This is a genomic window from Sciscionella marina DSM 45152 (genome assembly GCF_000379465.1).
Taxonomy (GTDB): Bacteria; Actinomycetota; Actinomycetes; order Mycobacteriales; family Pseudonocardiaceae; genus Sciscionella; species Sciscionella marina.
In genome coordinates this window covers 59,363-81,260 of record NZ_KB905436.1, presented here as the reverse complement: position 1 = coordinate 81,260, position 21,898 = coordinate 59,363, and the positions used below count along the sequence as shown (strand labels likewise).

25 protein-coding genes and 1 pseudogene are annotated in these 21,898 nt (G+C 67.5%); 17 read left to right on the top strand and 9 right to left on the bottom strand.

Features of this window, described 5'->3' with window-relative positions:
• Positions 1-18: 18 nt before the first annotated feature.
• The gene (locus A37U_RS0136400; protein ID WP_020501588.1) at positions 19-1,095 is read right to left on the bottom strand and encodes a PrpF domain-containing protein; all 1,077 of its coding nucleotides are present in this window, start codon (positions 1,093-1,095) and stop codon (positions 19-21) included.
• Positions 1,096-1,175: 80 nt separating this feature from the next.
• Between A37U_RS0136400 and A37U_RS0136395 the strand changes: the two genes are divergently transcribed.
• From A37U_RS0136395 to A37U_RS0136370, 6 genes are all read left to right on the top strand, one after another.
• Positions 1,176-2,135: a LysR family transcriptional regulator gene (locus A37U_RS0136395; protein ID WP_020501587.1), complete on the top strand. Its 960-nt coding sequence runs from the start codon at positions 1,176-1,178 to the stop codon at positions 2,133-2,135.
• Between the two features lie 113 nt (positions 2,136-2,248).
• Positions 2,249-3,550 (top strand): MFS transporter, encoded by a 1,302-nt coding sequence (locus tag A37U_RS0136390; protein ID WP_020501586.1) that lies wholly within the window; start codon positions 2,249-2,251, stop codon positions 3,548-3,550.
• A gap of 209 nt (positions 3,551-3,759) precedes the next feature.
• Positions 3,760-4,971 carry a helix-turn-helix domain-containing protein gene (locus A37U_RS0136385; protein ID WP_020501585.1) on the top strand — a complete coding sequence of 404 codons (1,212 nt, stop codon included), beginning with the start codon at positions 3,760-3,762 and terminating at the stop codon, positions 4,969-4,971.
• A 46-nt stretch (positions 4,972-5,017) separates the two neighbouring features.
• Positions 5,018-5,644, top strand: a complete 627-nt coding sequence (locus tag A37U_RS47145) for a toll/interleukin-1 receptor domain-containing protein (RefSeq protein WP_020501584.1) — start codon at positions 5,018-5,020, stop codon at positions 5,642-5,644.
• Positions 5,641-7,455: a hypothetical protein gene (locus A37U_RS0136375; protein WP_020501583.1), complete on the top strand. Its 1,815-nt coding sequence runs from the start codon at positions 5,641-5,643 to the stop codon at positions 7,453-7,455. The genes A37U_RS47145 and A37U_RS0136375 overlap by 4 nt, the downstream gene beginning before the upstream one ends.
• The gene (locus tag A37U_RS0136370; RefSeq protein WP_020501582.1) at positions 7,455-7,757 is read left to right on the top strand and encodes a hypothetical protein; all 303 of its coding nucleotides are present in this window, start codon (positions 7,455-7,457) and stop codon (positions 7,755-7,757) included. The genes A37U_RS0136375 and A37U_RS0136370 overlap by 1 nt, the downstream gene beginning before the upstream one ends.
• Before the next feature lie 11 nt (positions 7,758-7,768).
• Here A37U_RS0136370 and A37U_RS0136365 read toward each other — a convergent pair whose 3' ends face one another.
• Positions 7,769-8,368 carry a TetR/AcrR family transcriptional regulator gene (locus tag A37U_RS0136365; RefSeq protein WP_020501581.1) on the bottom strand — a complete coding sequence of 200 codons (600 nt, stop codon included), beginning with the start codon at positions 8,366-8,368 and terminating at the stop codon, positions 7,769-7,771.
• A gap of 73 nt (positions 8,369-8,441) precedes the next feature.
• Here A37U_RS0136365 and A37U_RS0136360 point away from each other — a divergent pair, with 73 nt between their 5' ends.
• Both A37U_RS0136360 and A37U_RS0136355 read left to right on the top strand, forming a co-directional pair.
• Positions 8,442-8,798 carry a hypothetical protein gene (locus A37U_RS0136360; RefSeq protein WP_020501580.1) on the top strand — a complete coding sequence of 119 codons (357 nt, stop codon included), beginning with the start codon at positions 8,442-8,444 and terminating at the stop codon, positions 8,796-8,798.
• A gap of 69 nt (positions 8,799-8,867) precedes the next feature.
• Positions 8,868-9,497, top strand: a complete 630-nt coding sequence (locus A37U_RS0136355) for a phosphatase PAP2 family protein (RefSeq protein ID WP_020501579.1) — start codon at positions 8,868-8,870, stop codon at positions 9,495-9,497.
• Here the strand turns inward: A37U_RS0136355 and A37U_RS0136350 are convergent.
• Positions 9,491-10,450, bottom strand: coding sequence for an Lrp/AsnC family transcriptional regulator (locus A37U_RS0136350; RefSeq protein WP_205623113.1), 960 nt, complete (start codon positions 10,448-10,450; stop codon positions 9,491-9,493). The two genes, A37U_RS0136355 and A37U_RS0136350, sit on opposite strands and share 7 nt — an antisense overlap.
• 100 nt (positions 10,451-10,550) lie before the next feature.
• On the opposite strand from A37U_RS0136350, the gene A37U_RS0136345 reads away from it, so the two are divergent.
• Positions 10,551-11,840: a carboxylesterase family protein gene (locus A37U_RS0136345; protein WP_020501577.1), complete on the top strand. Its 1,290-nt coding sequence runs from the start codon at positions 10,551-10,553 to the stop codon at positions 11,838-11,840.
• Here the strand turns inward: A37U_RS0136345 and A37U_RS0136340 are convergent.
• A complete protein-coding gene (locus tag A37U_RS0136340; protein WP_020501576.1) occupies positions 11,804-12,847 on the bottom strand; it encodes an NAD(P)-dependent alcohol dehydrogenase in 1,044 nt (347 codons plus the stop codon). The two genes, A37U_RS0136345 and A37U_RS0136340, sit on opposite strands and share 37 nt — an antisense overlap.
• A 104-nt stretch (positions 12,848-12,951) precedes the next feature.
• On the opposite strand from A37U_RS0136340, the gene A37U_RS0136335 reads away from it, so the two are divergent.
• Positions 12,952-13,545 (top strand): TetR/AcrR family transcriptional regulator, encoded by a 594-nt coding sequence (locus tag A37U_RS0136335; RefSeq protein ID WP_157183262.1) that lies wholly within the window; start codon positions 12,952-12,954, stop codon positions 13,543-13,545.
• Positions 13,546-13,655: 110 nt separating this feature from the next.
• Positions 13,656-15,395 carry a DEAD/DEAH box helicase gene (locus tag A37U_RS0136330; RefSeq protein WP_020501574.1) on the top strand — a complete coding sequence of 580 codons (1,740 nt, stop codon included), beginning with the start codon at positions 13,656-13,658 and terminating at the stop codon, positions 15,393-15,395.
• A gap of 3 nt (positions 15,396-15,398) precedes the next feature.
• Here the strand turns inward: A37U_RS0136330 and A37U_RS0136325 are convergent.
• A pseudogene (locus tag A37U_RS0136325) lies at positions 15,399-15,764 on the bottom strand (RNA polymerase subunit sigma-24); the annotation flags it as partial.
• A 101-nt stretch (positions 15,765-15,865) separates the two neighbouring features.
• Here A37U_RS0136325 and A37U_RS55230 point away from each other — a divergent pair.
• The 4 genes from A37U_RS55230 (at position 15,866) to A37U_RS50655 (ending at position 18,134) form a co-directional block, all read left to right on the top strand.
• Entirely contained in the window at positions 15,866-16,381 is a 516-nt protein-coding gene (locus A37U_RS55230) for a hypothetical protein (RefSeq protein WP_205623103.1), read from the top strand.
• Positions 16,365-16,604 (top strand): hypothetical protein, encoded by a 240-nt coding sequence (locus tag A37U_RS55225; RefSeq protein WP_020501571.1) that lies wholly within the window; start codon positions 16,365-16,367, stop codon positions 16,602-16,604. The genes A37U_RS55230 and A37U_RS55225 overlap by 17 nt, the downstream gene beginning before the upstream one ends.
• The gene (locus A37U_RS0136310) at positions 16,598-16,954 is read left to right on the top strand and encodes a hypothetical protein (RefSeq protein WP_020501570.1); all 357 of its coding nucleotides are present in this window, start codon (positions 16,598-16,600) and stop codon (positions 16,952-16,954) included. Before A37U_RS55225 ends, A37U_RS0136310 begins: the two co-directional genes overlap by 7 nt.
• Positions 16,955-17,105: 151 nt before the next feature.
• Positions 17,106-18,134 carry a beta family protein gene (locus A37U_RS50655; protein WP_083934189.1) on the top strand — a complete coding sequence of 343 codons (1,029 nt, stop codon included), beginning with the start codon at positions 17,106-17,108 and terminating at the stop codon, positions 18,132-18,134.
• Here the strand turns inward: A37U_RS50655 and A37U_RS55220 are convergent.
• Together A37U_RS55220 and A37U_RS0136305 are read right to left on the bottom strand one after the other, a co-directional pair.
• Positions 18,016-18,693 carry a sce7726 family protein gene (locus A37U_RS55220; protein WP_420806281.1) on the bottom strand — a complete coding sequence of 226 codons (678 nt, stop codon included), beginning with the start codon at positions 18,691-18,693 and terminating at the stop codon, positions 18,016-18,018. The genes A37U_RS50655 and A37U_RS55220 overlap by 119 nt on opposite strands.
• 174 nt (positions 18,694-18,867) lie before the next feature.
• Positions 18,868-20,295, bottom strand: coding sequence for a helix-turn-helix transcriptional regulator (locus A37U_RS0136305; protein WP_083934188.1), 1,428 nt, complete (start codon positions 20,293-20,295; stop codon positions 18,868-18,870).
• A gap of 230 nt (positions 20,296-20,525) precedes the next feature.
• On the opposite strand from A37U_RS0136305, the gene A37U_RS0136300 reads away from it, so the two are divergent.
• Positions 20,526-20,768 (top strand): hypothetical protein, encoded by a 243-nt coding sequence (locus tag A37U_RS0136300; protein WP_020501568.1) that lies wholly within the window; start codon positions 20,526-20,528, stop codon positions 20,766-20,768.
• Positions 20,758-21,003 (top strand): hypothetical protein, encoded by a 246-nt coding sequence (locus A37U_RS50650; protein ID WP_240437794.1) that lies wholly within the window; start codon positions 20,758-20,760, stop codon positions 21,001-21,003. Before A37U_RS0136300 ends, A37U_RS50650 begins: the two co-directional genes overlap by 11 nt.
• A 6-nt stretch (positions 21,004-21,009) precedes the next feature.
• On the opposite strand, the gene A37U_RS0136295 is transcribed toward A37U_RS50650, so the two are convergent.
• Both A37U_RS0136295 and A37U_RS50645 read right to left on the bottom strand, forming a co-directional pair.
• Positions 21,010-21,312 (bottom strand): hypothetical protein, encoded by a 303-nt coding sequence (locus A37U_RS0136295; RefSeq protein ID WP_157183260.1) that lies wholly within the window; start codon positions 21,310-21,312, stop codon positions 21,010-21,012.
• 14 nt (positions 21,313-21,326) lie between these two features.
• Positions 21,327-21,896, bottom strand: coding sequence for an LppA family lipoprotein (locus A37U_RS50645; protein ID WP_157183259.1), 570 nt, complete (start codon positions 21,894-21,896; stop codon positions 21,327-21,329).
• Positions 21,897-21,898: the final 2 nt, after the last annotated feature.

Here is a 21,898-nt window from a genome sequence, read left to right as displayed (position 1 = left end):
GGTGGAACAATCCTTATCTCATGCGGAAACGGTCAGTGCCGGTTCCGGGACGAACAATTGTGCCTCGCAGATGATCCGCGCCGCACGGCGGATGGTGACCGTGTGGGGGAGACCGTCGGCGAACTCCGAACAGTGCGCGGTGAGTACCCCGCCCGCGGTGCCGATCCGCAGCGTGGCCGAACCGGGAGCGGCCGAACACGCCTGCACGACGGAGCCGCCCAGCAGGTTCGCCGTCGCAATGCCGACCGCGGAGGTCAGACCGATCACCGGATGCGGATCCCGCATCGAGAGCATGCGCGCCGACACGTCGTAGTCCCGCGCGCCGATCCACTGCCCGGTGCTGCTCGGATAGTCGACGGGAACGCCGATATAGCCGACCTTCGGGGCCGCGTCACCAGGTTCGACGATACCGAACCGGGGCGCCGCGGCCTGCCGGATTCCACACAGCCACGGCACATCCGCGTGCAGCTCGGCCGGTGTCTCGGCCCCGGTCCGCCCCACGCGCTCCGCGTCGACGAGCACCATCGGCGCACCCGCCTCGAGCATGCTCACCACGGCATCCCCCAGCCGTTCACGCGGGAGCGGCGGCGGCGCGCTCATGGGATTGAGGAAACTCAGCCCGATCCGCACTCCGCGTGCCCGGGTCCCCGGCACCGTCTGCTCGCCGAACTCGTGCACCACCCCGCCTTCGGTGTCCACCTCGGCGCGCAGCACCGCGCCGGTATTGGTGTTGCGCAGCACCACCCTGGTGCGATCCCCGGTGACCGGAACGAGGCCCTTGCGCACCGACCACAGCGCGATCGCGGTCGCGCAATTGCCACAGTTGCTGCCCCACTCCACCCGGCTGGAGCCGATTCCGACCTGACCGAACAGGTAGTCCACATCGATACCCGGCTGTTCGGAGGGACCGATCACAGCCGCTTTCGAGGTGGTCGGGGTCGCCCCGCCGACACCGTCGAGCTGGCCTGGATCGGCGGCACCGTAAGCGTCGACGAGCAGCCGCTCGATACCGTCCAGGGTGGCCGGAACATCGCGGTGGTCGAACAGCCAGCACTTGCTCGTGCCACCACGGACGAGGCTCGCGGAAACGTGCATGCGCCGACCATGCCTGCGGCCCTGGATTTAGCACAATAGCGAATCTCTTAGGTCGAGTTAAGCTCAGCTAAACTCGATGCATGGTGGATGCCCGCAGGTTGTTGTTGCTGACCGCGATCGCCGAGCACGGTTCGCTCACCGCGGCCGCCGAAACGCTCGGTATGACAGCTTCTGCCGCTTCGCAGCAGATGACTCGGCTGGAGCAGGAGGTGGGGCAGCCACTACTGCATCGCCTGCCCCGCGGGGTGCGGCCGACCGCGGCGGGCACGGCGCTGGCCGAGCGGGGGCGCACGATCCGGCGCGAACTGCGGGCCGCGCGGGCCGACCTCGACTCGTTCGCCCGGCTGGAACGGGGCACCCTGCGGCTCGGCTCCTTTCCGACAGCGAGCGCCTCGCTGCTCCCGCTCGCGCTCACCAGGTTCGCCCGCAAGCACCCCGGCACCCGGACCGGGGTGTACTCCGCGCTGCTCGCCGAACTCATCGATTCACTGCACACCGGGGAGACCGAGCTCGCGATGCTGTGGGACTACGAATGGAACCGGATCACCGATCCCGCGCTGCGGCTGACTCGGCTGCTCGACGATCCCAGCATGCTCGTGCTGCCCGCCGATTCCGAACTGCTGGAACGGCGGCTGCGCCTCGCGGACCTCGCCGGGCAGCAGTGGATCATTCGCGCGGACAACCATCCGGTCGCCGAGGTGCTGCGCCGCAGTTGCCGACTGGCCGGTTTCGAACCCGAGATCTCCTACGAATCGCATGACTACCAGGAGGCGCAGGCCATGGTCGCCGCCGGACTGGGGATCGCGATCGCGCCCCGGCTGGCGCTCGCGAACCGGCGAAGCGATGTGCGGCTGACCGGTTTCCCGGCCGGGGTGCCCGCGCCGACCCGGCGGATCCTGTTGGCACACATGGACAATCGGGCACCGACCCCGGCGGCGCTTGCCATGACCGAGATCCTGATTTCGGTCGCGGCGAAGTTCGCCGGTCCCGCCCCGCGGCGGGGCAGCCTCGGCGCGGTCACCAGGGAACGGGGCCGCTGACCGAGTGAATGGTGCCATTCGCCTGCTTTCCGGTCTTGTCGGACCGCTGCCCGGTTTGGTCTATTGGCAGTAGCGCGGGCATCCGCTCGCCGAGGACTGGGAGGTCGCCGGGCATGACGGACACGGTGATGCGGCGCAAGCGGGTGCTTGCGGCCTCGGTCGGCAACTTCATCGATTTCTTCGAATTCGGCCTGTACGGCATCTTCACCACCGCGATCGCGCTGAATTTCTTCCCGGTGGAAGGCAAGGCATCCCTGCTGCTGACCTTCGCCGGTTTCGCGGTCTCGTTCGTGTTCCGCCCGCTCGGCGCGGTGGTGTTCGGGCATTTCGGAGACCGCCTCGGCAGGCGGGGCGCGCTCGCGGTGACGATCGTGGGGATCTCGGTGGCCACCTTCGTGATCGGGGTGCTTCCCGCGACGGGCTCGATCGGGATCGCCGCTCCGGTGGTGCTGGTGATCGCGCGGGTGGTCCAGGGATTCTGTACCGGCGGCGAGTTCGGCGGGGCCACCACGGTCATGATCGAGGGGGCGCCGGACGGCAGGCGCGCGTTCTACGGCAGCTGGCAGAACGCGACCCAGCTGTTCGCCACGGTGGCCTCGACCGGGATCGGCATGATCCTCGCGGTCAGTATGCCCACCACCGCACTGAACGACTGGGGCTGGCGTATTCCCTTCCTGCTCACCCTTCCGCTCGGTCTGGTCGGTCTCTACCTGCGGTTGCGGCTGAGCGAAGCGGAGGAGTTCACCCGGGCGGCGGAGCATCCGGAACGGGCACCGCTGGGCGTCGTGCTGCGGCAGCACTGGCGCTCGGTGCTCAAGATCATCGCGATGATCGTGGTCGGCACCTCGGTCACCTATCTGCAGGCCGGTTTCTTCCCCGCCTATCTCGTGCGCGAGGCCGGGGTCCCGCAATCGCTGGTGTACGCCGGGATGCTGGTGGGTTCCCTGGTCGGCGCGATCGGCATCCTGGTGTGTGGGCGGCTCGCCGACCGGATCGGCAGGCAGAAACCGTTCCTGGTGGCCGGCCCGATCGCTCAGGGCGCGCTGGCGATCCCGGTGTATCTGCTCGCGGTACGGGGTGATCCGGTGAGCGTGATCTGCGGCTATCTGCTGCTCAACCTCGGGCTGTCCATCAACTGCGGGGTGATCTCTTGCGCGATCGCCGAGTCGTTCCCCGCGCGGGTGCGCTACACCGGCATCTCGCTGGGCTACACCGTGGCCGTCTCGGTCTTCGGCGGCGCCACCCCGCTGATCCTCACCGGACTGGTCGCGGCGAGCGGGACCCCGATGGCGATCCCGGTCTATGTCCTCGCCGCCTCGGTGGTGTCCCTGCTCGGTGCACTGAGCTACCCCGAGACCGGGTGGCGAAACCGCCGCTCCGCGCAACGTGACTCGACGGTGGAGGCAGCCATGTGAGATGCGTTCGCCGTCCGCTCCTTGGCCACCATGGGGGACGGAACTCCGTAACAACCGGATCCGTTTGTGCTGCTCAGATCGGCATTTGCCAGTTGTCATTTGTCTAGCGCCTTCAGGGGCTTACCGGGAACGCGCGCAATGTGCACACTGAGTCAGGCCAGCTTTCGGCGCGGCGGTGACCCCGTCGCCGAAGATGAAGGGGCTCGGTGATGAGCGAGCGGGAGTCGTTTGGGGTGGTGCTGCGCAGGGCGCGGGAGCGGGCCGGGATGACTCAGGGTGCGCTCGCCGGGCTCGTGGGCAAGAGCGTCGGCCAGATATCCCGCCTGGAATCGGGGGAGCGCAACCCGCACTTCGAACTGGTGCGCGCCTGCGAGGCGGCGCTGGGCTGCGCGGGAGAACTGCTGCCCGCCTTCGAGGCGAGCCGAAGAGCGGACGGTCCGCCCGGGGCGTGGACCCGGCGCCGGGTGTTGTGCGCCTCGGCGGGAGCGGCACTGTCCTCGCTGCTTCCGCTCGGGCTTCCGGCGCGGGCCGGTACCGCCGACGAGGGAGTGCTCGCCGGTCTGCGGGAGTGCTTCCTGCACGCGCGGCAGATGGGGCAGCGCGGGGACGCGAACATGGCGCTCGCCCTGCTCCCCGGGGTGTGTGCCGGTGCCCAGCAGCAGGCACTCGGCACCGGGGACGAGGCCGCCCGCAGGTCCGCCCTGCGGCTCGGGGCGCGCAGTGCGGAGTACGCGGCCTGGATGCAGCAGGAGGCCGGGGACGCCGGGATGGCCGAGCGGTGGATCACGCTCGCCGAGCAGATGGCCAAGGAATCCGGGTACACCGAGCTGCTGCCGAATCTCGTACTCCGCAGGGCGCTGATCGCCTACTACGCGGGCTGGGCGCGGCGCACGATCGAGCTGACCGAGGCACTGGTCGGCGATCAGCGGATCGATCCCCGGGTGCGCTGCCGGGCGGCGCAGCGCCAGGCGCAGGGATACGCGCTCGCCTTCGACGAGGTGAACAGCAGGCGCAGCGTGGATCGCGCACGTTCGCTCGCGGTCGCCGAGGAACCCGATGCGATGGCGCTCGGTTCGATCCACGTCCCGGACCAGGTGAGCATGACCGAGGGGTGGTGCGCCACCGAGCTCGGTGAGCACGAGAAGGCGATTTGCGTGCTGGACAAGGAAATCGACCGGCTCGCCCCGGACGCGCGGCGGGCACGTGCGAGATTCGGCATCCGCGCGGTGCTCTCCTGTGTCGGCGCCGAGGACCTGCGGGGTGCGCATCTCAGACTCGGGCGCTTCGCGGAGGACGTCCAGGCCGTCGGTTCGGCGACCGTGGCCCTGGATGTCCGCCAGTGTTCCCGGATCCTGCGCCGTTACCGCGGTGCAGGGCAGGCGGTGGAGCTCGCCGAACGGCTTGAGCGACTGGCGAGCTGACCGGGCAGTTCATGGGTGTCGGAATGAATCGTTTGGGAGGACCACTGTGTCCTGGAGTGTGTTCGTCAACTATCGCACGGGAGACGAGGCAGGGCTCGCCGCGATGATCGAGCGGGACCTCGCCGGGCGGTTCGGGCACGCCGAGGTGTTCCGTGCCAGCAAATCCATCGAACCGGGCGAGGATTTTTCCGAGGGGCTGGTGCGCGGGGTACGCGGCGCACGGGTGCTGCTCGCGGTGATCGGGGCCCGCTGGTTCGCCCGCAGCGAGAACGGGTGCAGGCTCGTGGACGATCCCGCGGACTGGCCGCGCAGGGAGATCCAGGAAGCGCTCGCGCTCGGGATCGCGGTCGTCCCGGTGCTCGTGGACAACGCGCCGCGGCTGGAGACCGCGCAGCTGCCCGGCCCGCTGGGCGGACTGGCCCGTTGCCAGTACGTGCGGATCCACCATCGCACCATCGATGCCGATCTGGAACGCCTGGCCGCCGCGGTGCGCCGGTTCGTGCCCCAGACGGCGGACGAATCCGAGGAACAGGTGCGGTTCGGCGGAATCGGCCACATCGCGGGCAATGTCGGCACGATCGTGTTCGGCTCGGGCGCGGTGATCAATGCCGCCCCCTGCCCGGAGCGCCACTCCCGGCGGGACGGGCTGCTCGGCGTGGACGGTTGCCCATGACCCGAGGGCACGGCGGGCTCGGCAGTGTGACCGGGGATGTGCGGCTGCTGGTCAACGACACCGGCGGGGATGTGCACACCGGGAGCGGGCACCAGTTCCACGGCACCATCCGGGACAGCACGATCCTGCTCATCGGCACGGGACAGCACAGTGGCGGGGAACAGCACGGCAGCTCGGAACGGCACGGCGGTACCGGACGACCGGGCGCGGCGGCACCCCCGGTGAGCGCGCCGCACCTGGCCTGGCTGCGCCGGAGGTTCGTGCCGCCGGAAGGGTACGCCGGGGCCGCCGCCGCGCTGCGCGGACACGGCGCGGTGCTGCTCAGCGGGCCGCGCGGGGCCGGACGGCGCAGCGCGGCGCTGATGCTGCTGCACGATGTGCCCGCCGGGCTCGCGGCGGTACGCGAACCGTTCGCCGGGGAACTCGCCGCCGACGGCGGTATCGCGGAAGGCGACCGGCTACTGCTCGACCTGCGTTCCCTCGAGGCCCGCGAGGTGCGCGAACTGCGCCGCAGCCTGGCCGGGTTGTGCTGGCTGGCCCGGGAACGCTCGGGTGCGCTGGTGATACTGCTGCGCACCGGGCACGAGCCCTATCTCGCCGAGGAACTGCGCGCCCAGCTGGTGCGGCTGGACCGGCCGGATCCGGCGACCGTGCTGCTGCGGCATCTGCGTGCTGAAGGGGTTCGCTGCGGGCACGGCACCCTTCCCGAGCGCAGCCTGCGCATCCCGTTCACCGCCTACACCATGCGCCAGCTCGCCCATCTCGCCGGGAGCACCGCGCGCTCGCCGGACACCGGGATCGAGCGGCGGATCGAGGCGGGGCTGCGCGCACTGACCCTGCCCGCGATCGAGGTGGCCGATCAGGTTCGCGGACTGCGCGAGGAGCGGGACCGCGCGCTGCTGTTCGCCGCCGCCATGCTGCCCGGCGGGCACGCGGAACTGATCGAGGACGCCGCGGAGGCGCTCGCGCTGCGGCTGGGCGCGGCCGAGGAGGCTCCACTGCTGCGCGGCCCCGACCTGCTGCAGCGGTTCACCGCGATCGGGGCCGAACTCGATGAACGCCGGCAGGTCCGGTTCCCCAACGAGGGTTACGCCGAACTGGTCGCCGCGCATTTCTGGGCGAACTATCCGCGGTTGCGCTCGCAGTTCACCGCGTGGCTCACCACCATGCTCAGCCATCCGCGCCTGGACCGGGCCGGGCGCACCGTGCTGCTGCACGGTTATCTCCGCCATGCCGGGGCCAGCATGCGCACCGAGGACCTGCTCGCCACCGTGCGCGGTTGGCGGACCGGGCCGAACGCGGTGGACGGGCGGCTGCGTGAGGCCGCGTGCACGGTGCTCGCCGGGCTGTGGCGCACCGGGGAGCACGCGCTCGGCACCTACGCCCAGACACTCGAATGGGCCAGTAGCCCGGGAACCGGTGCCGCACTCGCCGCAACCGTGCTCGATCTCTGCGTGGAAACCCTCGCGTACACGAGTCCCGTCGAGGCCCTGATCCGACTCGAACACCTCACCAGGAACGCCGAGTCCCGCCTCGCCGAAACCGCCGTCACCGCGCTGCTCGATCTGGCCACCGCGCCGGGAAATTACCGCAGGCTGCTCGAACTCCTGCGCACCCGCGGACAGCAACGCGCGCCGGCCGCTGCCGAGATCCGGCTCTGGAGAGGGCTGCTCGACCCCGGGTACCGCCCATGGCCGGAAAACCTTCCCGGAGCAATCCCCGGGCAGGGCACCGGCCTCGATTCGACTGTCCATAAAGGACTCGACTGGCTCGCCGCCATGCTAACCGAGATCACGAATCCCCTGGAATGATGAGCCTCAATCGCCTCGGCAGACCGCATTCACTCATCCCCGTCGCCGGGCTCGCCATCGCGGGTGCGGTCTGGCTGCGCAGCCGGGGCAGGTCGCGCGGTGGGCAGCGCGGCGATATCGATTGCCCGGTGTGCGAGCCCGCCGTGCACGAAGCCCTGCAGCACGCGCGTGGCCTGCTCCGCCAGGTGCGGCCGCAGCAGCGTGCGCTGACCGCGTGGCGGCTGGCGAACGTCCTCGAAGCGGCCGGCCTTCCCCATGTCGCGCAGCATCTGCGCGCCGACGACACCGGAGAGTCCGAGTGAACCCGGAACGGTCAACTCGTCGGCCGGGTGACGGTGAGGAAGAACGAGAGGTGCTTGCGCATCGCGAGATGGGCCCTCTCGGTATCGCCGCCGATCCGCAGCAGCCGGGTACGCAACCACCACAGCGGTGCGAAAAGCTCCCAGCCGAGTTGTTCGGGGGACAGATCGCCGCGCAGCAGCCCGCGGCCCTGCCAGACATCGAAAAGCTGTCCGGTGACCCATTTCGCCTCGTCCAGGCTGAGAATGTCCTCGTCCTTCGCGGGTGCCATTCCGGTGATGGTGACGAACCGGCGCGCCCGGTGGCTCGACCAGTCGGCCACCATCCGGTCGATGAGCTCGGGAAGCACCTCGTACGGAGTGCGCCGGCCGAGCGCGGCCGGGTCGATCCTCAGTACCTCGGCCGAGATCGGCCCGTACCGTTCGAACAGTTCCCGGTAGATCGCCCTGGTGCTCGGAAAACAGGCGCGCAGGGCTTCTTCCTCGAGCCCGGTGCGTTCCGCGATCATCGGCATCGAGGTGGTGGCGAAACCGTTGGTGGCGAACAAATCCAGGGCGGCATCCAGGATGAGCGCGGTACGCTGCCGCGCACCCGCCGGCGGAATGTCCGTCATGGACTCCATGTGTAACACGCGAGTGGTCAGTCGGAAATCCCCCTCGGCGAACAGAGCCGCGAGGGTACATCATATGAGATCGGAGGTCGCCGAGATCATCGAGGACATTGTGGACAGTGGGCCGGATACGGCCGACGGGGACATTCCCACCGAATCGGTCCACGCGAAGGAGCTGGTCACCGGCGATATCGTGGTTTTCGGCCGTGCGGGTGAAAAGCGCAAATGGCTGATGATCGTGGCCGCGAAACCCGCCGGTGCCGGGATCGTGGAGCTGACCTGGCCGGAGGGAGAACCGATGCAGCTGTTCTGGGCGGCGGGGGAACGCGTCCGCAGAGTCCGCCGTCTCGCGGACGAGCCGATTCCCGGCGGTGCCCTCAGTTCCTTTTCCCGTGGAAGACGAATATTTTCTCGTTCCGCCCCGTGGCATTGACCGGACCCGAGCGCAAGCTATGCTGGCTTTCCTTGCAGGGCAGGAACTTCAGGCATTCGGGAGGGTTCGGTGAGCCGGTTCGACACCGCGACCGCACAGCCGCGGGCAGACGGCCCGGTTCTGTTCATCGCGCGGGCCATCGGGGAGATTCTCGCCCCGTGGGTGGTGCTGGTGCTGTTCGCGTTCGCGATCGGCCTGGGCGCCACGGACTACCGGATCGGCCCGGCCCTGCTCTGGGCCGCGGTGCTGGCGGTGTTCAGCGCGCTGCTGCCGATGGTGTTCATCGTGCGCGGGGCACGCGCGGGCAAGTGGGACGGGCACCATGTGCGGGATCGTGCCGGGCGCACCGTTCCACTGCTGGTGTGCTTCGTTTCGGCGGCGGCAGGGCTGCTGGTGCTGATCCTCGGCGGCGCGCCCCGGGCTATGATCCTCGCGGCGATCGCGATGGTGCTCACGCTGGCCGTGGTCTTCCCGATCACGTTGCGCTGGAAGATCAGCATGCACGCGGCGGTCTCGGCGGGCGCGGTGGCGATGCTGGCGTTCGTGTACTCGCCCTACGCCCTGTTCGGGCTGCTGGTTGTCGCGCTGATCTGCTGGTCGAGGATCGTGGTCCGGCATCATACGAGCGCGCAGGTGTGCGCGGGTGCGGTGCTCGGTTTCGGGATCGCGCTCGGGGTCTTCTTGATCGGCGGTCAGTAGCTCAGGCCGGTGCGTTTCCGGGTGGTCAGGATCGGGGTCGTCTCGATGTTCGTGATCGCGGTGATCCCGCCGATGGTGTCGGTGAGGAACCGGTAGAGGGTGTCCAGGTCCTCGGTCGCGGCCGCCACGAGCAGGTTCGTGGCCCCGGTCGTCGCGGCGGCGAACCGCACCTCGGGGCGTTCGCTGAGCAGTTCCCCGGTCCGGTGCGCGCTGGCGGGCGGAACACTGAGCCACAGCAGGGCGTCCGCGCGCACGCCGAGCAGGGTGAGGTCGATCTCGGTCGCGAGCCGTATCGCCTGATCCCGCACCAAGGCATCCAGCCTGCGGCGCACGGTGACCGCGGTCGTGCCGATCCGGTGCGCGAGCCGGGTGTAGCCCGCCCGCCCGTCCTCGGCCAGGGCGGTGATGAGTTTCTCGTCGAGCGCGTCGAGGCTCGGTTTCCCGCGCGGTTGCCCGAGATCCGGGCACAGTGCGGTCATCTCGGCCTCGCTGAGCAGTCCCGCGGTCCAGCTGAAGCTCCGCGGGAACACGCGCAGCAGCGTATAGGCGCGCCAGGAGTGCACCGCCGTGGTCGCGGGCAGATCGCGCAGCAGCAGCCGGGCGCGTGCCTCCGGCCCGTCCAGGAAGGCGATCATGCTGATCTCGTCCCCGCTGCCGAGGATGTCCACCCACAGGGTGTCGCCGCGATGCGCCAGGATGCGCGCGATGTCCTGGATCCGGTTCGGCCGGCAGCGGACGCGCAGCGCGAGCGGCACGTGATCGCCGAACGGATTGCGCACGGCGGTGCTGCGCAGCACCCCGTCCGCGAACAACGGGCCCGTCCTGCGGACCACGGTGCGCTCGGAGAGGCCGAGGCAGGCGGCGATGGTGCGCAGCGGCGCGCGCGGGGCGGTGAGCAGCGCCGCCGCGATCCGTCGATCGGTCTCGTCCAGCTGTTGGCGCACAATCGGCATCATAGCCGCGCTTTGTGTCGTGTATTCGCGATTCGACACCCCGGAACTGGCCACAAGCAGCGGTGCAGCCCTAGAACGGTTGCAGCGGAAAGGAGCCGAGATGAGCGATGAACCGGTCGTGGAGACCGCTTCGGGCAAGGTGCGGGGACGCGACCTCGGACAGGTCAGCGCGTTCACCGGGATCCCGTACGCGGCCGCACCGGTGGGGGAACGCAGGCTGGCCCCGCCGGTGCCGCACGAGGGCTGGGCCGGGGTGCGTGCGGCGGAGGTTCCCGGGCCCGCGGTGCCGCAGAACGCCTCCCGCCTGGAAGCCGTGATGGGGCCCCGCACCCCGGACTGGAACGAGGACGGCTGCCTGAACCTGAACGTGTGGGCGCCCGCCGGGGCACGCGATCTCCCGGTGCTGGTGTGGTTCCACGGTGGCGGGTTCAGCAGCGGAAGCGGTGGCTGGGACTGGTACGACGGGGCGCGGCTCGCCGAACTGGGCGGGATCGTCGTGGTGACCGCGAACTACCGGCTCGGCCCGCTCGGCTATCTGCACCTTCCCGAACTGGGCGCGGACAACCTTGGCCTGCGCGATCAGGCCGCGGTGCTGCACTGGGTGCACGAGAACATCGCCGCGTTCGGCGGGGATCCCGGGCAGCTCACCGTCGGCGGTCAGTCCGCCGGCGCGCACTCCAGCCTGTTGCTCGCCATCGAGGAACGCACCCGTCCGCTCATTTCCCGGGTGATCCTGCAGAGTAGTCCCTTGGCGCTGTCCCCGATGGGTCCGGAACTGGCCGCCGAGCGGGCACGCCGCTACCTGGAAATCCTCGGCACCGACGCGGCCGGGTTGCGCGGACAGCCGGTCACCAAGCTGCTCGAGGCCGCCGCCGAACTCGCCGCGGAGACCGCGCGGCCCGGCGAGGTCGCCCCGGCGCTGTATCCGGTGCTCGGTGGATTCGGCGCATCACGCGCGCTGCCGGATGCCCTGGCCGAGGATCCCCTCGCCGGTCTCGACGTGCTCGTGGGCACCGTGAAAGACGAACTGACCGCGTTCGGCATCCGGGAACCGGACGTGGCCGCCGTGGGACTGGGTTCGGCCGGAGTGGATGTCCTCGCCGAGCACCGTGCCGGGCGCAGCTACGTCTACCGCTTCGACCGGGTGCCCGAGCCCGATCCGGGCGAGCTCGGGGCGACCCACTGCGCCGAGTTGCCGTTCCTGTTCGGCACCTTCGACGCCTACCCGGACGCCGCGATGCTGGGCCCCGTCACCGAGGCCGATCATGCCCTGCACAAGGAACTGGCCAGGGCCTTCGCCGAGTTCGTGGCGACCGGCCGGGCGCCGTGGCCCGAGCCGGTCCGCCACTTCGGTCAGCCGATGGTCGCGGTGTCGATCACGAAGCGGTAGCGGACATCGCTGTTCTTGACCCGCTCGTAGGCCTCGTTCACCTTCTCCGCGGAGATGACCTCGATCTCGGCCCCGAGACCGTGTTCGGCGCAGAACTCGAGCATCTCCTGGGTTTCCGGGATCCCGCCGATCATCGAACCGGCGAGCCTCTTGTTCCCGCCGAGCAGTGAGAACATGTTGAAGCTCATCGGCTCCGGGGGCGCGCCGACATTGGCGAGGGCGCCGTCCACGGCGAGCAGGCCGAGGTAGCGGTCCAGCGGGAGTTGCGCCGAGACGGTGTTCAGGATGACGTCGAAGCGTCCGCGCAGCGTCTCGAAGGTGGCTTCGTCGGAGGTGGCGTAGTAGTCGCTCGCGCCCAGTTTCAGTCCGTCCTCGCGCTTTTTCAGGCTCTGGCTCAGCACGGTGACCTCGGCACCCATGGCGACCGCGAGCTTCACCGCCATGTGCCCGAGCCCGCCGAGCCCGATCACGGCGACCTGGGTGCCCGGGCCGACGTTCCACTGGCGCAGCGGAGAGTAGGTGGTGATGCCTGCGCACAGCAGCGGGGCGGCCACGTCGAGCCCGATGCCCTCCGGGATGCGGCAGACGAACGCGTCCCGCACGACGACCTGTTTGCTGTAGCCGCCGTAGGTGGGCTCACCGTCGAAGCCGCGCGCGTTGTAGGTCTGCACATTGCCCTTGGCACAGAACTGTTCCCGGCCCGCCCGGCACTGCTCGCACTCGCCGCAGGAGTCGACCATGCAGCCGACCCCGACCCGGTCGCCGACCTGGTACTTGGTGACCGAGGAGCCGACCGCGGCCACGGTTCCGGCGATCTCGTGCCCGGGGACCATCGGGAAGATCGAGCCTCCCCAGTCCTCGTCCACCTGGTGGATGTCGCTGTGGCAGATCCCCGCGTAGGCGATGTCGATCAGTACGTCGTCGGGGCGGAGTTCACGTCGTTCGATGGTGGTGACGCCGAGCGGTCGTCCCGCGCCGGGCGCGGCGATGGCAGGTGTAGCTGACACGAATTGCCTCCATGCATGAGTACGCACATTGCGATCGTTCTCCCCGCCCCCTAGAGTAAGAGCCCTCTTACATCGACGCAAGCTGGGATGGGGTGGTGTGGTTCATGCCCGGTGGGTACCACCATGGGCAGCTCCGCGAGGCCCTGGTGCGCGCGGGCCTCGAGCTGCTCGCCGAGCGCGGGATCACAGGGTTCTCGGTCGCCGAACTCGCCCGCCGTGCCGGGGTGAGCCCAGCTGCCCCGTATCGGCATTTCGCGAGTAAGGACGATCTGTTCGCCGCCGTGGCCACGGTGATCGCCGAGCAGCTCATCGAACGGGTGCGCGCCGCGGTCGAGGCACAGACCGATCCGGTGGAGAAGCTCGCGCATGCCGCGGGCGCCTACACCGAGTATTTCGCGCGCACCAGGGCCGGGCTGCACGTGCTGGTCACCGAGGAACTGCGGGCGCCGAACTATCCCGAACTGCACGAACGCAGCCGCGAGTTCAACGACCTGTTCCTGAATTCGGCGTTCGCGGTGAGTTCCGACGCACAATCGGCGCTCGCGCTGATGGAGCAGGTGTTCGCCCAGGCGCACGGATACGCCGCGTTCTATCTGGACGGGGTGTTCCCGCGCTATGGCGCGGGCGTTGCCGCGGTGGCCGCCAAATCCGTCGGCGCCGCGCGCGTGGTGATCGAATCCTACCGCGACCGCGGGTGATCCGCCGGGTTCGTGTACCGTCAATAGGGTTGCCCACGAGGGCGATCGTTCACCAGGTTCACCAGCCCGCGAGTACGCAGGCTTCACGCTACGCCCCCGGAGTACAACACATGGCGTCTCAACGCCCAGAAGACCTCCCTGGTTTCGCCGAACTCGGCCTGCCGGACACCCTCGTGGACGCGCTCGCCGCGCGCGGGGTGACCAAGCCGTTTCCCATCCAGGCCGCGACCTTGCCCGATTCGCTCGCCGGACGGGATGTACTCGGCAGGGGGCAGACCGGTTCCGGGAAGACGTACGCCTTCGCGCTCGCCGTGCTCGCCCGCCTCGCGGAGAGCACCACCCCGCGCCGCCGGGGCCGTCCACGCGCGCTAATCCTGGCGCCGACGCGGGAACTGGCCACCCAGATCCACGACGCCATCGCCCCGCTCGCCGAGGCACTGGCGCTGCGCACGCTGACCGTGTTCGGCGGGGTGCGCCCCAATCCGCAGATCAACGGGCTGCGCGCGGGCACCGATGTGCTCGTGGCCTGCCCCGGACGGCTCAACGACCACATCGCCGCGGGCCACGCGAAACTGGACGCGGTCGAGATCACCGTGCTCGACGAGGCCGACCACATGGCCGATCTCGGCTTCCTCCCGGTGATCCGCAGACTGCTCGAGCAGACCCCGCGCGAGGGGCAGCGGCTGCTGTTCTCCGCCACCCTGGACGGTGAGGTCGACGTGCTCGCCAAGCGTTTCCTCCAGGACCCGGTCACGCACAGCATCGCGGAACCCGAGGTGCGTACGGGTGAGGTCGACCACCACGTACTGCGGGTGCGGCACGAGGACCGGGTGCCGATCGTGGCCGACCTGGCCGCCGCCCCGGGACGCACCGTCGTGTTCACCCGCACCAAGCGCGGGGCGGCGCGGCTGGCCAAGAAACTGGTCACCTCCGGTGTTCCCGCGGTCGAACTGCACGGCAACCTCGGGCAGCGGGCGCGGGAGAACAACCTCGCCGCGTTCTCCGGGGGCAAAGCGAGCACCCTGGTCGCGACGGATATCGCGGCGCGCGGGATCCACGTCGACGACGTCACCCTCGTCATTCACGCCGACCCGCCCGTCGAGCACAAGGCCTATGTGCACCGCTCCGGGCGCACCGCGCGGGCGGGCGCATCCGGGACGGTCGTCACCCTGATGACCGCGGACCAGGCCGCGGATGTGGCGAAGCTGACCCGAAAGGCGGGGATCAGCGCCACGACCACGACCGTGCAGCTCGGCCACCCGTTCCTGAGCGAGCTCGTGCCGGGCAAGCGCGGGTTCGCCGCGCCGAAGGAGCCCAGGACCGAGCAGGAACCCGTGACCGGAGGCTCCGCGCGGCGTCCCCGGGGCGAACAGCACACCCGGGGTGGTCCGGGTGACCGCGACGGTCAGAGCCGGGGCGGCCAGCCGAACCGCGCCCGCCAGGGGAGCAGGAACGGTCAGCGCACCCAGGACGACCGGAGTGCTCAGGGGCGGAGTGCTCAGGGCCGGAGCGCTCAGGGCCGGGGCGGCCAGAGCTCCCGGAACGGCCAGGGCGGCGGCCGTGGCCAGGGGAATCGGACCACGCAGGGCGGCTGGAGCGGCCAGGGCAACCGGGGCGGCCAGGGCGACCGGACCGGACAGGGCGACCGGACCGGACAGGGGAACCGAAGCGGCCAGGGAAGCAGGGCCGCACAGGGCAACCGGACCGGTCAGGGTAACCGCGGTGCTACGGGGAACCGGACGGCACAAGGCAACCGGACAGCACAAGGCAACCGGACGGCACAGGGCAACCGGCGCGGTGGCGCGCCGCAGTCCCGGGGCAACCGTCGCACTGCCGGGCGCGCGGGCTGACGCTCACGAGCGGTTGTTGAGCCGGGCGGCCTGGCGGGTCAGGTGATCGCGCTCGGCGAGGTTTCCCGCTTTGCCCGCCGCCTCGGCGTACAGCCGCGCCGCCGTTTCCGGATCGCCGTCGCGCTCGTGCAGATAGGCGGCCACCGCGGTATAGCGTGGCAGTGACTCGCCCAGCTCCGAGTCCTTCACTGTCGCCAGTGCCGCCAGCCCGGCGCGCGGACCGTCGGCCTCCCCGACCGCCACCGCGCGGTTGAGCAGCACGACCGGGCTGTCGGTCAGGCGCACCAGCTCGTCGTACCACTCGAGGATCTGCACCCAGTCGGTCTCGGCGGCGGTGGGCACATCGGCGTGCAGCGCCGCGATACCGGCTCGACCAGCACAACGTCCAAGCGGGCGCACTGGCGGGCCGGTTCGGCATAGACCGGTTCGGGCATTACGCGCTGACCATGGACCTTCTCGAAGCCGAGATCGTGGACGCGATCGCGGAAGGCCGCCCCACACAGCCCGGCGCGCTCCCGCTTCGAGACCGCTATCTACCCGAGCTGGCGAACGTACTCGACACGACCAATCGGCTCTGCGTGGGCGGCACCCTGGCCCTGTGCGCCATCGCGCGACCCGCGACACTGCTTCGACCGGCAGCGGATTACGCACTACTCGTCCAGGAACGCTCGGGCCGAGTGCTCAACGCCGCACGACGCCTTGCGGTGATCCCGAAGGGCTTCCACCAGCCGCTGACCGACTACCGCTCCGATGCGCGCCTCGGCGCGACCCTGCTGCGCGAGATGGAAGAAGAGCTATTCGGCCGTGACGACATCGACAACACCGTCACGCAGGACCGCCACGCCGATCCCATGCACCCCTCGCGGCTCTCTGAACCCATGCGGTGGCTGACCGAGTCTGGCGCGGTCCGGCTCGAATGCACCGGATTCGGGTACAATCTCATCAGCGCCAACTACGGGTTCCCCCGGATTGATCGTCATCGATGACGATCAGTTCTGGAACCGATACGGCGGCCAGCTTGAAGCGAACTGGGAAGCATCCGGGCTCCGGCAGGTCTCCACTCTCGACCGCGACCACCTCACCGACCTGGCCGGTGATATAGCGTGGAGCAACGAAGGACTCTTCGCCTACCTGCAAGGACTGCGCAGACTTGCGCAAATCGGTGGTGAGCGAGTCGACATACCGACGATCGAGTGGGAGCTATGGTGACCGGTGCCACCTGGCACAGCGGCAACGCAGCCAAGGACGGACAGGACACGCGCGGCTGGATACTCGGCCACTTCATCGACCCCGCCGAAGGTGTCCGGCACTCCCAAGACGTCGAGGTCAAGTGGTTCAACCACCCCGCAGGCGACAAGCGCGCTGAGTGGACCACCGACGACCAGCGCACCACCCTCCTGCTGCTCATCTCCGGGCACTTCCGACTCGACCTCACCACCGAGAGTGTCACGCTCGCCGAACAAGGCGACTACGTACTGTGGGGGCCGGGCATTGATCACTCCTGGGAAGCCCTCGAAGACACCACCATCATGACCGTCCGCTGGCCATCACACTCTTAGCCCAATTCCTAGAGCCAGTTGGCTGCTGATATTGGCTGTCCGTATTATATCTCGTGGCAGGTTGGGCTGTTCGTGTGGTTTGATTGCTCCGTTGGTGTGAGTGGAGTTTTGGCGATACATTTGAGCACTCTCGATTCCTATACTGCCCTTTATGGTGGCTGCAAATAGACCGCTCACATGGACCGATTACGTAGCTATTCTGAAATGCAAGGCAGGTGAGCTTGGTGCAGTCAAATCGTGTCGACTCGACAACGTGGTTCCCCTGTTTGAGGTAGTAGATCCAAGGAATGCTTCAACCAAGTTGATCCAGGCGTGGCCTGCATCGAGCGGTGTCGTCTGGGTGCACAGCCTTAACGTCCACAACATGGATGAGCGGCCATTTGCTGCGGCCGTTGATAGTTTGTTCGCATGTCTGGAAACAGAGGTGTCGGCGGTTCCGGTCATCACGACAAGCGAACCTGCATCGTTGTTGTCCACCGTGAGGTCCATCGTCGCCGCGCAAGGCCGTGGCCTCGTGCTACGACTAGATGTTGAAGAGATATTGGAGTTTGGTAACGCACTGAACGGTGAAGTGGACGACGTCCTGTCTGCGTGCAGCGTATCGCCTGCGTCCGTGGACCTAGTCGTTGATGCCGGGCTTGTGGCTGGGACACCATCCGTTAGGGCGGCAGCCGTCAGTCAGGCGTTACAGATGCTGCCCAGCAGTACGACCTGGCGCAGCCTTGTCGTAGCCTTGTCGGCTTTCCCCATTGATCTATCCTCCGTTGGAAAGGGCTCGGTAGGTGAGTTGCACCGTAATGATGCGAACACATTTGACCTGGTGACAGGTAGCTACACCGTGCTCCCGCTCACTTATGCTGACTACGCTATCGGTGTCCCCACTCATGACCAAGCCCCGTTTCCACCAATTCCGAATATCAAGTACACCCACGACCGCATGTGGAAGGTGCATCGCGGGCACGAACGCAAGCGCCCTGGCCAGCAGTATCAGGCCTTGGCCGTTGACCTAGCTGCTGCACAGTACTTCGCTACGGCTCAGTTCAGTCCCGGTGACCACTACATTAGCGCTGTGGCGCACGGACACGACGGGCCAGGAAACGCGATGACATATCTTCGGGCCGGAGTTTCGCATCACTTGCATGTCGTCTCGTACCGTCTCGCCAGCCTCGGCGTTCCCTGAGAGCAGTACGAACGATGGTTTTCAATTCGTCCAGAGCGATGACTTCGCAAAGTCGATCCCACAGGTCGGTTCGGGGCTTCGACCTGTATCCGGTCGCGGCTCCGACCGCCTCTAACGCGGCCAGGGCTTCCGCTCGCCAAAGCAGTTGCACTAACTCTTCAGCCCGGACAGCGCGGTTTGGTCGAGCCGAGCGTATGGGGCTGTATCGTACCTCCCCGCCTGCCGTAACCTCTACTACGGATAATCCCCAGCCCCTTCGTAACCGCGCACGAGCAGCAGCGAGATGGCGAGGAGTAACTACCAATGTGCAGAAATCGAAAATTCGACTATAAGTGTGCATCTGACGCGGTAGCCGCGTTAGTGAATCATGGTCACTTTTTAGCTCGAACCCGTGCGTGCTTTCTGTAACCAAGGCCAGATCGATCCTGCCATGCTCACCTATCACCAATTCGTCCAGCAACAATGGCATGGTCTCTTCAGCTACGACTTGATGCTGTGCCGATAGCGAGGCACGCACTGCACGCCGTACATCACCATCTCGCAGACTTGGACGAATCATCTCGGTAACGCGCTGTGATCGTTCAATTATGTGCCTGCCATCGTGTTTATCACTCATCGATGATCACCTTGGCACAGCCGCTGAACCAGCCTCCAGCAACCTTGATCAGAACCATGCAGCCCGCCGAGCCATCTGCGCAACGGTTCAGTCGTTTCACCGTGCAACACGACCACCTTACATTCCTCCAAGGTATTCAAGGCACCCACGCTCACTCAGATATCGGGCTCCTTGCAGGAGCGCGAACAGTCCTTCGTTGCTCCATGACTCGTCTGTGACCAACTCGGCAAGGGCCGTGTCGTCACCGGTTGAGTAGAGCTGGAGTCCGTCCGCTTCCCAGTTGGCTTCGATGGCCCCGCCGTATCGGGTCCAGAACTCCGGATCGTCAACCACCGCAAGGGTGGCGAACTCGTAGTTGCCGCTGACGAGGTTGATGCCGAATCCGGTCTGTTCGATGCGTAGGGCGTCGTGTTCGGTCAGCCACCGCAATGGTTCGGAGAGGCGGGACGGGTGCATGGGGTCGGCTGCGCGGGTTTCGCCGAGCGTGTTGTCCACGTCGGTACGCGCGAACAGTTCTTCCTCAAGCTCGCGGCGCACGGTCTCCGCGATCGCGACGTCTGCCCGCGGATCGGTCATCGGCTGATGGAAGCCTTTCGGGACCACCGCAAGCTTTCCGGTCGCGTTGAGCACACGTCCGGAACGCTTCTGGACAACGAGGGCATAGTCGGGTTCGGGGCGGCGCGCATCAGTGGGGCGTGCGAACGCACACAAGGTGGCCACGCCACCTGCACACAGGCGGCCGCGCAGATCGAACACACTCGTCAGATCCGGTAGCCAACGGTCGCGTAGCGGCATCTTTCCGTTGCGTGCCAGGCTATCCACGAGCTCGGCTTCCAGCAGGTCACTGGTGACGGCGTACTCGGCGAAGCGGGCAGGGCCGAACACCACTTCGTCCTCGATCCCGAGGAGCCGGTAGATCTGTGCATCGGTAAACCGGATGTCGAGCACAAGCCCCTCGGCCAGCCGTTCAACGGCCGCGCGCGCCGCCGTGCCATCCAGCGAGACACGGCGAGTATCCCCTGTCGCCTCGAACCGCGCCGTGGTTGGCCCTCCGTTGAGCCATTCCGGCCGCGTCGCGATCGTGGTCACGATGTTCTGTCCACCGAAACTGGCCCGATGGAGCGCGTCCCCGCCGTAGTACTCGGCGAGTATCCGCATCGCGGCCTCACGACTGGTCCCCGTCCGATGTGCACTGCGCTCGTACACCGTGGTCACGTCCAACCGCGACCACCGATCCGCAACCTTTTCCCGCGCCGTGCCCGGTTTCCAACTGGTCTGAGTATCGATCCAAGCGCACACCGCTGCCAAACCGGACAGCGGTCCCTCATCGCGGCGCGATGCGGCAAGCAAGTCCTGCAACCGCTCGTGCGAGACCCCGAGCGAGTGCGCGAGCTTCGGCCACAGGTACGCCACCGGCGTGGTTTCCCCTGCCTCCCAGCGGATCACCGTCGAACGGTCGATGTGCAGCATCCCGGCAAGGCTTTCCTGAGTGTGCCCGGCGGCCTTGCGAGCCGTGGCGAACGCGCGCCGATGTGCGACTGCCATGTCTAGACAGTACCAGATTCCGCAGTTCAGACCCCATAGTGCGACATTTCTGCCGAAAAGTTTCGCCCTTTTCGCCGTGGGCTGCACGCTTCCCAACCGGTTGAGTCGACGGTGGCACCCGACGTCAGGAGCAGGCACCGGTTGCGGGCGACAGCCCTCCGTGCTGCCGACCATCCAAAACCCTGGCGTCGGGTGCCCTCCACCTCCGGAACGACCTCACGAGGCTGACCATGAAGACCGCGCACCGGTTCTCCTACTGCTGGATCACCGACCCCATCGGCACCGAGCACGCCGTGACCGGGCATGACATGGCGGACACCATCGCCGATCAACTCGGCGAATACCAGGCACTATGCGGTGCTCGCTTTCATCCCGCCGCACTGGCCACAGTCCCCGCTACACGCTGTCGTGGGTGCGCCGGAACCATCCGCGTCCACCGCGCCCGGCACACCACGCACCACCGTGCAGCCTGATCAGCTGCCCATCCTGCGGGTCCGACTACGCAAGGGCATCGTCGAGGAAACCCGCCGCACGGTCCACCTCGTCCCCGTCCCCGATGAGGTATGTGAGCGCCTGGTTGCTTACTGCGGGGAAAGCTTCGAGCCCGGCACCGTCGACCTGCTGACCAGCTTTACTGGCATGCCCTGCATGAGCTGCCTCAACGCGCTCCCACAACCAACCTCAGCACCACTCACCCCCGGAGTGTGAGCGCGACTAGTCGGTTGGCCCGGCCTGCTGCCGCTCGATTGAGACGCCGTCGAAGGTGCCCGTCTCCGGGTCGATCTTGTCCGCAAGCACACGCAGGTCGGCGGCCTGCCGCGCCGTGTTCTTGAACAGGGTGCTCAGGGCATCGTTGAACGCCCGCGCCGTCTCCGCACTCCCCACTGTCTCCGCATCGAACGCGGACGGCATATCTTCCAAACCTTTGAGTACCTTCTCCGCAGCGTCCTCGTCACCCTTCTTCACCTCACGCATCGACTCACGCGGCGGATCATGGTCTGACTCGACGTCTTCCACGATGTAACCTCTTCTCACGACTCGGATGGATGCCCGCGCTTCTTTGCCTCAGGAGTCAGGTGACAGCCAACGGATATCTGTAGGACGGTTGCTTTTCCAGTTCCGAACGAGATTGTTGTATTGTCTCGAGGATTAAAGAATGATGAATCATGCTTTCCGGGTGAATCATGAAAGCGCTGCGGTTTGTCTCCGAACCCGATCGGTTTTGCCATCTTTCCGATGATTTGCAGGGCCTGTTCATATTGTTGGTCCGTTACCCCTTTTTGGACCACATAGTCGGGCAAGTGTCGCTTCTCGCCGTCTTCCTCATTGAAGCAGCCGCTACCGCCGACGCTATCTTGCGAGTCCTTCCATGCCGTTAGGTCGGGGATCTCCTGCGACAGTTCTTGCCTGATTTGCGAGCCAAGTTGTTCATACTGTTGGACAGCTTCATCGATCGAAGGGAGCTTCGCCAACTTAGCGAAGGCTTCATCCGGGTGTTGCATATCAACTCCGTTGGAAGGGGGATCGTCTGTTACGGCACCACAGCCGACAATCGTTAGCAGGGAAGCCGCAAGGGTGAAAGTAGCGATGGTGTTCTTCATTG